The 11845-nt window shown below is 62.1% G+C and carries 10 protein-coding genes; 7 read left to right on the top strand and 3 right to left on the bottom strand.

The window, feature by feature from the left end:
• The 3 genes from M3P27_02025 to M3P27_02015 form a co-directional block, all read left to right on the top strand.
• Positions 1 to 1620, top strand: a 1620-nt coding sequence (locus tag M3P27_02025; GenBank protein MDP9267088.1) for a metallopeptidase TldD-related protein, incomplete at its 5' end; no start/stop codon positions are given.
• A 595-nt stretch (positions 1621 to 2215) separates the two neighbouring features.
• Positions 2216 to 2737, top strand: coding sequence for a hypothetical protein (locus M3P27_02020; GenBank protein ID MDP9267087.1), 522 nt, complete (start codon positions 2216 to 2218; stop codon positions 2735 to 2737).
• 66 nt (positions 2738 to 2803) lie between these two features.
• The gene (locus tag M3P27_02015) at positions 2804 to 5905 is read left to right on the top strand and encodes a vitamin B12-dependent ribonucleotide reductase (protein MDP9267086.1); all 3102 of its coding nucleotides are present in this window, start codon (positions 2804 to 2806) and stop codon (positions 5903 to 5905) included.
• A gap of 458 nt (positions 5906 to 6363) precedes the next feature.
• Here M3P27_02015 and M3P27_02010 read toward each other — a convergent pair whose 3' ends face one another.
• Complete coding sequence (locus M3P27_02010; GenBank protein MDP9267085.1) at positions 6364 to 6627, bottom strand: hypothetical protein; 264 nt, start codon at positions 6625 to 6627, stop codon at positions 6364 to 6366.
• Between the two features lie 167 nt (positions 6628 to 6794).
• Between M3P27_02010 and M3P27_02005 the strand changes: the two genes are divergently transcribed.
• Complete coding sequence (locus M3P27_02005; protein ID MDP9267084.1) at positions 6795 to 7679, top strand: nuclear transport factor 2 family protein; 885 nt, start codon at positions 6795 to 6797, stop codon at positions 7677 to 7679.
• 588 nt (positions 7680 to 8267) lie between these two features.
• Positions 8268 to 8597: a hypothetical protein gene (locus M3P27_02000; GenBank protein MDP9267083.1), complete on the top strand. Its 330-nt coding sequence runs from the start codon at positions 8268 to 8270 to the stop codon at positions 8595 to 8597.
• A gap of 322 nt (positions 8598 to 8919) precedes the next feature.
• Here the strand turns inward: M3P27_02000 and M3P27_01995 are convergent, their stop codons facing one another.
• Both M3P27_01995 and M3P27_01990 read right to left on the bottom strand, forming a co-directional pair.
• The gene (locus tag M3P27_01995) at positions 8920 to 9402 is read right to left on the bottom strand and encodes a hypothetical protein (GenBank protein ID MDP9267082.1); all 483 of its coding nucleotides are present in this window, start codon (positions 9400 to 9402) and stop codon (positions 8920 to 8922) included.
• A gap of 406 nt (positions 9403 to 9808) precedes the next feature.
• Positions 9809 to 10516, bottom strand: coding sequence for a hypothetical protein (locus M3P27_01990; protein ID MDP9267081.1), 708 nt, complete (start codon positions 10514 to 10516; stop codon positions 9809 to 9811).
• Between the two features lie 386 nt (positions 10517 to 10902).
• On the opposite strand from M3P27_01990, the gene M3P27_01985 reads away from it, so the two are divergent.
• Complete coding sequence (locus tag M3P27_01985; protein MDP9267080.1) at positions 10903 to 11103, top strand: cold-shock protein; 201 nt, start codon at positions 10903 to 10905, stop codon at positions 11101 to 11103.
• Between the two features lie 208 nt (positions 11104 to 11311).
• A partial coding sequence (locus M3P27_01980) for a cyclic nucleotide-binding domain-containing protein (GenBank protein ID MDP9267079.1) occupies positions 11312 to 11845 on the top strand: 534 nt, incomplete at its 3' end.

The following is an 11845-nucleotide window of genomic DNA, read 5'->3' as shown; positions in this document are numbered from 1 at the left end:
GCGCAGCAGTCTGCGCCGCGGCCGGTGCGAAAGCCAGTTGTGTCCAGCCCGGCTGTGCCCAACTCAGCCGTGCCGGGCGACGATCCGGTACTCACCGCACTGCGCCAGGAGCTCAAGCGCTCGCAGGAGAGGTTGCAGCTCACCGGCCAGAAGAAGCCCTACTTTATCCAGTACATCGTCAACGACACGGACGCATACGATTACGAGAGCAGCTTCGGAGCGCCGCTTGGACATGCGCGGAACCACACGCGCTTGCTCACCGTGTTCGTCCGGGTGGGTGATTACGCGCAGGATAATGATCTCGGCTACGGGCTCGGCGAGCTCGACCTGCTCAGCACGGAAGATGACGTGCTGGCGATGCGGCACACGCTCTGGCTCGCCACCGATCGCGCATACAAGAACGCGCTGCAGATGCTCACGGCGAAGCAGACGGCGCTCAAGCAGTACGAGTCCACCGATGACGTTCCCAGTTTCTCCAGAGAGGCGCCGGTGCAGTACTTCGAGCCACGCGTCGCGCTGCCTGCGGACACAGCCACGTTCGAGCGCGCACTCGATGACGCCACCGGGCTCTATCGCACCGACCCGTTGATCCAGCGGCTGGGCGGTAGTCTGCACCTGAGCGTGAACAACTATTACGTGGTCAACTCCGAGGGCACGGCGGTGCGGATGGCGCAGCCCAGCCACGCCGTCACCGTAGGTGCGGAGACGCAGGCGCCCGATGGCATGAGGCTGCGCCGCATGTTTAGCCGCCAGGCCGTTGCCCTGGAGACCTTGCCCAGCGCGGCGGAGCTGAAGCGCAAGGTAGAAGAGCAGTTGCAGACGCTGAAAGCCCTGCGTGCGGCTCCCGCGGTGGCCGGCGAATATCGCGGTCCCGTGCTGTTCTCGAATGATGCCGGCGGCACCCTGCTCAACTATCTGCTGGCCACCAACCTCGTCGGCAATCGGCCACCGCTGGGGAAATCTGGACGCGTGACCGGTCCCTACGGCGAGAGCTTCCGTGCCCGCATCCTGCCCGATACCGTCACCGTGATCGACGATCCCACGGTGGCAACCTACGCCGGCCAGCCGCTCGTCGCCGCCACCATCTATGACGACGAGGGAGTGAAGGCGCGCCCGGTGACGCTGGTCGAAAAAGGCGTGTTGCAGAGCTACCTGGTCTCGCGCCGGCCGATCCGCGACTTCATCACTTCTAACGGACACGGCCGCAATCTGGGGCCGGCCGTCAATGCCTCCCCCAGCAACATCATCCTGAAGAGTTCGAAAGCGGAGCCGGCGGCCGGACTCAAGCAGAAGCTCATCGCGCTCTGCAAGGAGCGCGGGCTCGAGTACGGCTACTACGTCGGCACCATGGCGGGCGTGGAGACTCCGCGCCTGCTGTACCGCGTATATGTGAAGGACGGGCGCGAGGAGCTGGTGCGTGGCGCTGTGCTCGATGAACTCGATACGCGCGCGTTGCGCAACGACCTGATCGGCGTGGGTGACGATCCGTATGTCAGCAACGATCCGGCGAACATCCCGGTGAGTTACGTCGCGCCGTCGTTGCTCTTCGGCGAGATCGTGGTGAAGGCTACGCCCGAAGCCAAGGACAAGCTGCCGCAGTACAGCCCGCCCGCACTCTGAGCTGCAGCACTACGCGGCGCGAGCAAGCAGGATTCGTCCCGCTTTTCCTCTTTTCCTCGCCCATGCACAGGCTTGCACCACTCTTAGGTGATTGACCATGCGTGCGCGTGCGCCTAGAGTGCTTGCACTGCCAGCGCTCGTTCTCCAGCCGCTTCATCGCCTCTACCAAGACTTGTGGAAATCGATCGCGGCTCCGTCCCTCGTGTTTCACCTACGCCCAGGAATCAACGGGATTAACAGCAGACTGGTATAATAAGTACAAGATATGGTGGTATGGGCTTGACACGCACAACATACAGGCGTAACTTCCCATCCCACGAGCAGTACTTCTTTCGGCAGAGGTGACCGGGAGAGGGGTTCTTTCAAGCAGTTGTGCGGTGGCTACTCCAGCCTGCCGCGGCATCCGCCGCGACACTCGGGGGTAAGACAAAACAGGGAAGAGCTTCCCGATCCTGCCTGCGGAAATAACGCAGCGCGGGTAAGGGCTTTTCCGCCCCAAATCGGAGGGTGAGCGTACGGCGCGAGTGGACAGCTCGTTGCCGAACGTGAGGGCGCAGGTCGCCGTGACGACCGGAACCCTTAGGAGGAGAAGTTGATGCAAAGCGACGCCGTTCGACTCGATTGGTCACGCTGGTCCCGCTGTGAATCCAGCTTCAACCTGCTGCTCACTCCGCACCAGCCCGGCATCTTCGCGCTCGCCGAAGAAGTGGTGGACGCCGCTGCCGCCGGTGGTCTTGATCAAAAGAACGGAGACGGGGCCCCCGGCGCGCCCGGTTTTGGCGCGCGGGGGTACAAGCGAATGCTTGCCGTGCTCGAGGTCGCCACGGCCGATGACCTTTCGCGCACGCTGAGCAGCCTGTTCTCGCCGGCCAGCGCGCTGCGCGAGCGGCTGCTGAGCGGCAACTGCTTCATCCGCTACGCCGTGGTCACGGATGCGATGCAGCGCGACCTGATCGCGGGGCAGCTGCAGCAATGGATCTCGGCTTCGGCCGAGGCCGCGAGCGGCATCGTGCAAAGCTTCAGCGCGCCCGGCGTTGCATCGGAAGCCGGCGCGGATGCGGCGCGGACTAGCGACAAACTGCGTGGCGTGGCGCAGACGCTGCCCGCCGGTTTCTAGACAAACATTCAGCACGCTAAGGAACAACAGCGTCATCACGATTCATTTGGATCCAGGAGATTGAAGATGGCCGACGTCACCACGAAAACGAATGGGGTTGCGCAAAACGCCGCGCAAAACGCTACCAGCGAAGTCGCGCAGCAGCAGCAGCAGAAGCAGTCCACGCGCAAAGCGCCAGGTCTCCAGGTCAAGCGGATGTTCACCAAGCCGGGCGTCTCGCCCTACAACGAGGTCGAGTGGGAGCTGCGCACCGCGAACATCTCTGACGCGAGCGGCGGAACCATCTTCGAGCAGAAAGACGTCGAGGTCCCGAAGGACTGGTCGATGACGGCGACCAACATCGTCGCTTCGAAATATCTGCACGGCAAGATCGGAAGCAGCGAGCGCGAGACCGGCGTGCGCCAGCTCATCACCCGCGTCGCCGAGACCATCCGCGATTGGGGCATCACTTCGGGATACTTCCGCAGCTCCGATGACGCGGCCACTTTCCACGACGAACTCGTCCACCTGCTGGTGAACCAGAAGATGGCGTTCAACTCGCCGGTATGGTTCAACGTAGGCTGCGACCGCATCGAGCCCGATTCCGACGCGGCCAACTGGCACTGGGCCTTCGAACAGGCGCAAGCCAGGTTCGGCGCGGTGGGCTACACCCGTCCACAGTGCTCGGCGTGCTTCATCAATTCCGTCCAGGATTCGCTGGACTCGATCCTCACCCTCGCCAAGACCGAGGGCATGCTCTTCAAGTGGGGCTCGGGGACAGGCTCGAACCTGTCGCCGCTGCGCTCTTCCAACGAAGCGCTCTCCGGCGGCGGGACGGCCAGTGGCCCGCTCAGCTTCATGAAGGGTTTTGACGCCTTCGCCGGCGTGATCAAGTCCGGTGGCAAGACGCGCCGCGCCGCGAAGATGGTGATCCTCAACGTGGAGCATCCCGACATCAACGAGTTCATCGACTGCAAAGCGAAAGAAGAGGCCAAGGCCTGGACGCTGATCCAGAACGGTTACGACGGCAGCTCGCCGGACTCGGAAGCTTACTCGTCCATCTTCTTCCAGAACGCCAACAACAGCGTGCGCGTGACCGACGAGTTCATGCTCGCGGTGGAGCGCGATGGCGACTTCTCCACCAAGGCGGTGCGCGATGGCCGCGTGGTCGCGACTTACAAATCCAGAGACATCATGCGCAAGATCGCCGAAGCCACATGGTCGTGCGGCGACCCTGGCATGCAGTACGACACCACCATCAACCGCTGGCACACTTCGAAGAACACGGCGCGCATCAACGCGTCGAACCCATGCTCGGAGTACATGTTCCTCGACGACTCGGCCTGCAACCTGGCGTCGCTGAATCTGATGAAGTTCACCACGCCTTCGGGCGCGTTCGACGTGGATTCCTACCGCCACGCCGTGGACATCACCATCACCGCGCAGGAGATCCTGGTGGACTGGGCCGGCTACCCGACCGAATCCATCATGCGGAACTCGCACGATTACCGTCCGCTCGGCCTGGGCTACGCCAACCTGGGCGCGCTGCTCATGGCCAACGGGCTGCCTTACGATTCCGACGCCGGCCGCGATTACGCCGCTTGCGTCACCGCGATCATGTGCGGCGAGGCGTACCTGCAATCGGCGCGCATCGCGGAGCAGTGTCCAGCTCTGGCTCCTGCCGGCGATCGTATCCCGGCGAGTGATGTCACCGGCGGCGCGTGCCCGGGCTTCTATCCCAACCGCGAGCCGTTCCTCGACGTGATCCGCATGCACCGGGCGTCGGTGAACCGGATCGGGCAATCGCTCAACGCTCCCGGAACTCCGGCGGCGTGGACGGGCACGCTGGCCACGCTCATCGAATCGTCGAAAGACTCCTGGGACCAGGCGCTGCAACACGGCGAAAAGCACGGCTACCGCAACGCGCAAGTCACCGTGCTCGCGCCCACCGGCACCATCGGATTCATGATGGACTGCGACACCACCGGCGTCGAACCCGACCTGGCGCTGGTGAAGTACAAGAAGCTGGTCGGCGGCGGCATGATCAAGATCGTGAACCAGACGGTGCCCTCCGCGCTCTTCAAGCTCGGCTACACCGGCGACCAGGCCAACGCCATCGTCAGCTACATCGACGCGACCGGGACCATCGAAGGCGCACCCTTCGTGAAAGAAGAGCACCTGCCAGTGTTCGATTGCAGCTTCAAGCCATCGAAGGGCACACGCTCCATCGCTTACATGGGGCACGTAAAGATGATGTCCGCGGCGCAGCCTTTCCTCTCGGGCGCAATCTCGAAGACGGTGAACATGCCGGAGAACGCCACCGTGGAAGAGATCACCGAAGCCTACCTGCAGTCCTGGAAGATGGGGCTGAAAGCCGTGGCCATCTATCGTGACGGCTCGAAGAAATCGCAGCCGCTGATGGCCAAGGGCGGCGTCACGCACGAGAAAGCGGCGCAAGCGGCGGTGGTCGCGGAGCCGGTCAGTGCGGGTCCGCCAAAAGCTGTGCGGCGCAAACTCGCCGACGAGCGGCTCTCGGTGACGCACAAGTTCTCGGTCGGCGGGCACGACGGATACATCACCGTCGGACTCTACGAAGATGGCACCCCGGGCGAGATCTTCATCACCATGGCGAAGGAAGGCTCGACCGTCTCGGGATTGATGGACTCGTTCGCCACCGCGACCTCGATTGCGCTGCAGCACGGCGTGCCGCTCAAGCTGATGTGCGAGAAGTTCGCGCACTCGCGCTTCGAGCCCTCGGGCTGGACCAACAATCCGGAGATCGGCTTTGCCAAGTCGATCATGGATTACATCTTCCGCTGGCTCCACCTGCGCTTCTTAACCGGACAGCAGCAGTCGCTGTTCGACGGCCTCCGTCCCAAATACCTGGGCGAGCCGTTGGGAGGAAAGATGCCGGCGGGCTCGGGGATGACTGACGAGCGCGCGCTGGCTTCCGGAACGATGCCGCCGCAGGGCGGGATGGCGCCTGAGTTCGGCGATACGGGTTCCGCCAACGACCAACGACCAACGACCAAAGACAGGGGACTGATGTCCGGCCACGCCGCAGACATGCTGCGTGACCACGTGGACATGGGCGACGCGCCCAGTTGCCACGTCTGCGGCGCCATCATGGTGCGGAACGGCAGCTGCTACAGATGTATGTCCTGCGGGTCTACAAGCGGCTGTAGTTAGCCGCATGAACTGCACCACCGACTGTCATCCTGAGCGAGCGGGCGGTTTCCGCGAGTCGAAGGAACCAGATCGGCGGCCGCAGCCCCACCATGAGCTGTGGCAGCACGAGCGGCTGTAGCTGACGGTCTTAGCTAACGCGATGTCATCCTTCGCGCCGCGGTTTTTGCTGCGCGGAGGATCTGGGAACACCGATTCGCACCAGTAGCTAGGTGGCGCGCGTCGTAGGCCCCCAGAAAACCCGACCACCCTGCGGCTAAAGCCGCAGGGTGGCAAACGACCCCCTGCCGAAGGCCCGCGCGCAGCATCGCGGAGCGCGACAGGCCAGGCCTTCGTAACCGTTGTTCTGGATTTGGAACAGAAACTGACAAATTCTGTAGACCAAACCTAGAACTAGGTACAACGGGGCCTGGCACAAGCCAGCCCTTGGCCATTGAGGTTTCATGATTAACACTGATCGCTTAAAAGAACTCTTTGGTTCTACGAGGAAGTTTACTGTCGATGACCTGCAAGTCCTGCGTGAGGATGCAGCGCAGACAAATCACATGACGGGGAAGCAAGACGCTTGGTTCACGACGCGGATGACGGTTGAGCTTATCGATACAATTCGAACGCTCGATGAAACTAGCGCTCGGCTCATCAAGACAACCAATCGACTCACGGCTGTCATTCTCGGAATCACGGCTGTCGCGTTTGCCCTCGCAGTCGTCGACCTTGTTCGGCACTGGTGAAGTTCTGGAGCGAAACTAGATGCGTCGCACACTCGCGGTGGTCGGCGTGGCCACGTTGTTGTGACAAGAAGCTCGGCCCGGTGCGAAGCACGCAAAGGCAGTCGGTTGACGGCAGTCCTGTCCCGGCACAGAATGGCCGCGCCTAATTTCAGGAGCCTTTTATGCGAACGTGGAAGTTCCTGGCACTAGCTGTTGTTCTCGTCAGCCTCGCAGCTGCGAGGGAAAAACTCTCTCGCGAATGGATGACCGGAATACTCATCGATGTTCAGACCGATCGGGGAACGGGACTCGCGGGCGGTACAAGCCACAGGAACGACGTCATGTATTACACGATAGATGACGGGTCTACGCTGTGGGAACTCACGCGGACTATGACGAGCGATGACGACAGAGCATTAGCTGTGACCGTAAACAGCTCCGTGCACTTCGCGATTGACGGTGGCAGGGCGCTCTTGAAGGACGAGGACGGCGTTGAGCACACGCTTGCAGTCAACAAGAAGGTTGCTAAACCGCCGACTGGGAAGGCGAGTTCGTCAGCCGGCGTGAGGGCGGCTACGGGCGGCGCGCCCGAGGCAGACAAGCAGGCGACCAAGGATGAAGCGCAGATCCGGCAGCTCTTCGTCGAATGGCAACGCGCGTTCGAGGCCGGGGACCTCGACGGCGTCATGCGCCTCTACGCTCCCGAGGAGGCCATCGTCCGTGACCCCGCAAACAACGACCTGGTCGCCTTCGACGTCGTTCCGCCCATCCAGTACGTCGGCCGCGCCGCTTATCGCCAGAGCTACGCCAACTTCTTCGCGCGGTTCGAGCACCCGCCCAAGATCTCGAGCCTCGACAACATGCGCATCGTCGTCGGCAAGGACATGGCCGTCGCCCACGGCAGCGAGCGCATAACCGGTGTCGCAAAAGGCGGCGCCCCGATGGACGTCACCCTCCGCTGGACCGAGGTCTTCCGCAAGTTCGACGGTCGCTGGTTCGTCGTCCACGAGCACGTCTCCGTCCCCGTGGACTTCGAGCGCAATGCCCCCATCTTCGACGCCAAGTAGTTGGTTCTGTAGCCCTAAAGGGCTCTCCCCTCCTTGCGGCGGGTGGGCGGGTGGCCCAACCGCACTTGGTAATTTGCGTGGCGGGTGTCCCAACCCTAAAATGTGGGCTGGGCGGGTGGCCCACCCTAAATCTCGGGTGGCCCATCCTTTGCGTCCGCAAAGGGTGGGAGCGATGGACTCTGCTCGAATCAGTCCGGGCGGTTGGCCACCTTAGGAACTCGGGCGAGCGTCCTGAACCTTTTGGCCGGCGGGTGGCCCAGACAATGCGTTGCCCCACGTTCTTAACCGGCGGGTGGGCGGGTGGCCCACCCTTTAGAATCTCGGGTGCCCATCCCCGCCGCGGCGGGCGAAGCGGTTCGTGCGAAGCCCATTCGACTGCGCTCAGGGCAGGCTTCGGGTGGGAACGCGTCGGTTTGACTATCCCGCCGGCGGGGCGTACTGTTAATGATGAGGTTGGTAGCGGGCGTTTCTCCTCACCCCTACCGTCTGTGTTCTATCCTCTCTCCTCTTTCAGGTCCTCTGAGCTAAGTCAGCCCATCTGAAGTCCATTCCTCTTAGTCACAGCACGACAACCTTGGAGGTTGACCCATGTTTGCTCGCAACGTTTCTGTGCGCCTGAAGCCCGCGATGTTGAATGACTACACCAAGACGTTCACCAACGACGTCCTGCCCCTGCTGCGCAAGCAGAAAGGTTTCCAGAACGAGATCAGCTTCTGCAATCCCAACAGCCTGGACGTGACCGCGATCAGCCTGTGGGACACGCGCGAGAATGCGGAGATCTATGCCAAGAACTCCTTTGGCGAAGTGATGAAGCTCCTGTCGAAGACGATCGAGGGCACGCCGAAAGTCCGCAGCGAAGACGTGATCCAGTCGACCTTCAAGACGAACGTGGCCGAGCCCGTCGCCGCGCACGCATAAGCATCCCCTTTGGGGACGTGATGGTATCGGGGAAGGCGGTTCATCCGCCTTCCCCGCATTTCTTTGTAGCTATCGCGCTACGGTCGCCGCGGCCACGACCTGCGCGCGAAGCCTGCCAGGTGCCCCACGTTCTTAACTTGCCCTGCGCGGAGCCGAAGGGAGCTGGTTTTGCTTGCGTGGGTGCTGCTCCTTTCCACGCCGCTCCGTCGCGGACCCGACCTACGCGCCAGCCTTCGGCAGGGCGGAAGAACCCCGACCGCGAGAAGAGTTCCTTCCACACTGCCGGTAGGCTCGCGCGCTTCTGGGCCCGCTTTCTCGCCGATCAGCAACAGCCTGAACAGCGCCAGTTGCTGGAAGGACACGTGCACCACTTACAGCAATCGTCTTGGATCGTCACCACGGTACCCGGGTCGGCGGTGAGGTAGACGAGCATCACGCCCTCGGCAATGTTATGTGTCTCCGCCGTCACCGTTCCTTGCTGCATCAGGCGAAGCAGCGTCTGACAATGCGGGTCGAGGCTGTTGCCTTTCTCCCCGGCGGCTTTGTCCTCCTGCGTGCGATAATCTGCCGCCGCCGCCTGGATCGCTTTCGCCGCCTTGGCGGAGCGGGCGGTCACCAGCACGATCAGCCCGTTCTTCAAATGAATGGTGTCGATCGCGCCGCCATTTGCTTTTATCGTCTTCTGGAATGCCATGATGCTCTGATCGCGTTTACACGTCGGATCCAGTTTGATCTTCTTGTCCGCTACGGCTACCGGACTGAGTGCCGTCAGAAGCAGGGCCGCAACCACGATGCGTCGGATCATTGGTGGTCTCCTCTAAGGTGGATTTGCGGAGGGATTGTCTCCAATGCGGCCGCGCTTGCGCAGCTAGTGTCTTTTTTGTTCGGTTTTCAGAACAAGACGTGTCAAGCCCCTCAAACTCACGATTTCCCGCTAACTCACTCACTCCAATCACAATAAAGACACACGATAGTTTGCCGGTTTGCCCTACCGAAGCTGCCATACTGGAAGAGGCAACGTGTGTCTCCATAACGCTGACACGCGCATCGGGACTACGCTCTTTGAAATCACGCTCTTCTAAGTAACGAAACCAGCATATTTCCGGGATTTGCCCCGGGATTTCCGGGATTTAAATCTGCAAGTCTCTCATTCCATTGAAGAGGGCGAAGGGAGGGGGGAGGGGGTGTATCCCCGATGGCCGCGAGGCCGGCTACTTCTCCATCACCACCAGCTCGCCGTTCTCCACGCGGACTGACTGGATGAACTCTGGCAGCTTCATCTTCTCGCGGTTCTCCGGCTCGGCCAGCTTCTGCTGCACCAGTTTATCCACCAGTCCGAGCGGGATGCTGACCAGTCCCAACTTACAGCTCGTGGGATGGAAGGCCACGTAGCTGCCTTCGTTTTGGCTGGCTTCGTGTTGGGTCCCCAGTCGTCCGGAGAGGCTGAAGATGAACTCCTTGCCGAAGCGTTCCACCGTCATCTGAACGGTGATCTCGTCGCCGGCTAGTGTCACCGTCGGCGCCTTCACCGTCCTTACCAGCGCGGCCGCGGCCGTTTCTGCCTGCGCATTACTCGGGACATTACTCGTCGCGTTACTCGATATCTCCGCCACGCTCTGCTCGATGTATGCGTTCAGCTCGTTTTCGCTGAAGCGGGCTGGCAGCCCCGGCGTGCCTTCGTTATGGGCGCGCTGGAGCGCGTCGAGCTTGGTGCGGAAGGCGGCGGCATCTGCCGCGCGCTCTTGCGGCGTCCGCTGCACGGCGAGCGGAGGCGCCGGACGGCGCAGCACCTGCACCACCACCAGGACCAGCGCGAGCAGTATCAGCCAGCGGATCAGCCGCCAGACGGAGAATCCGGACGGTTTCTTCGCTTCGTTGGGTGGAGCTTTTGCCGCTGCCGCGCCGCCGACCCATGCCATGCCGCGCATTTTAGCCTTAAGTTGCTGATTAGGGCAGCCGTCCCGCGGCGGGCTTCTCGACCAGGCCGCGCTCCCAGGCATCATGCTCATTCTTCCCCCAGTGGTTGAACCAAAAGCAGCAGTAGCCAGGGGGCGTGGGGGGTGTGTTATACTCTGCGAGTACGTGCGACAAAGAAACTTGGTTGTGTGCAGCACTCGCCAAACAGCGGTTCCTGCCTGAAGTATCCTCCTCGTGATCTTTATCGTCCGGCGCTGAGCGTTTAAAACCGCGCAGCAGCATCGTTCCAAAGCGATCCGAAAGGCCTGGCAACAGGCGGTTCGGGGAGCCCGGGGCGGCGCCGCCGGTAGCAACACGTAACATTAGAAACAAGGAATGTGTAATCAACATGGAACAAGGAACAGTGAAATGGTTCAACGACGCTAAGGGCTACGGCTTCATCACCCGCCAAACGGGCGAGGATGTCTTTGTCCACTTCTCCGCCATCCAGGCGAGCGGCTTCCGCTCCCTCGCGGAGGGTCAAGCGGTGCAGTTCACAGTGACCAAGGGGCCGAAGGGCTTCCAGGCTGAGAACGTACAGCCGGTCTAAGGATCCGTACCAGGTAACACAGAAGGCGGCCGCCAACCAGCGGTCGCCTTTTGCTTTGGGATGAGGCCGCCGGAGTGGCGCCGGGCATTGTCCATTCGCCGTCTCCACACGAGATACGGCTATGACGCCTGAAATCCTAAAAATGATGTGAGTGCCCATAAGGGTAGCTTGTTGGGACGGGAATCGTGCTAGGCTGCGCCTAAGTTTTTTGTTTCCCAGGGTCCCAGCATCGCGACTTCCCGGCACGCCGAGCTACACGCCCGCGGAAGGGGTGTGTGCGGCGACGTGGGAGGGTGATGTGGGGATGACGAAGTCGCCGCAACTGGAATACTTGACGGCGAACGATTGGGTGCTGATTGGCGATCACGCGGAGCGCGTGAAGTTCCACGCGCAGCAGACGCTGATCCGGGCGGCTTTGCCCATCGAGGCAGTCTTCGTGATCGTGAGTGGGACGGCGCGCGTGGAAGTGGGTGGCAAGGCGATCGCATCGCTGGGCGCGGGCGCCGTCTGCGGCGAGATGGCGTTCCTCGAAGGCCGGCCGGCCAGCGCTTCCGTGGTGGCCGAGACTGAGGTCGAGGCCGATCGCCTGCTGGCCAGCAAGTTGCGCGAGATCTTCGATACTTTTCCTTCCATCGGCCACCGCTTCTACAAATCGATCGCGCTGAATCTATCGCGGCGGTTGCGGGATACCTCGTCGGCGCTGGCCGAGAAGAGCAGGAGCGGCCCCGGCTCGGGCTCGTAC

The organism is Acidobacteriota bacterium, from assembly GCA_030774055.1.
Classification (GTDB): domain Bacteria; phylum Acidobacteriota; class Terriglobia; order Terriglobales; family Acidobacteriaceae; genus JACPNR01.
The sequence above is the reverse complement of the archived record's forward strand: the minus strand, read 5'-3'. Positions and strand labels throughout refer to the sequence as shown.

Bases quoted from the DNA above. Each gene is read 5' to 3' on its own strand.
- M3P27_02020 (MDP9267087.1), top strand. From the start codon at position 2,216: ATGCAAAGCGACGCCGTTCGACTCGATTGGTCACGCTGGTCCCGCTGT.
- M3P27_02015 (MDP9267086.1), top strand. From the start codon at position 2,804: ATGGCCGACGTCACCACGAAAACGAATGGGGTTGCGCAAAACGCCGCG.
- M3P27_02005 (MDP9267084.1), top strand. From the start codon at position 6,795: ATGCGAACGTGGAAGTTCCTGGCACTAGCTGTTGTTCTCGTCAGCCTC.
- M3P27_02000 (MDP9267083.1), top strand. From the start codon at position 8,268: ATGTTTGCTCGCAACGTTTCTGTGCGCCTGAAGCCCGCGATGTTGAAT.
- M3P27_01995 (MDP9267082.1), bottom strand. From the start codon at position 9,402: ATGATCCGACGCATCGTGGTTGCGGCCCTGCTTCTGACGGCACTCAGT.
- M3P27_01990 (MDP9267081.1), bottom strand. From the start codon at position 10,516: ATGGCATGGGTCGGCGGCGCGGCAGCGGCAAAAGCTCCACCCAACGAA.
- M3P27_01985 (MDP9267080.1), top strand. From the start codon at position 10,903: ATGGAACAAGGAACAGTGAAATGGTTCAACGACGCTAAGGGCTACGGC.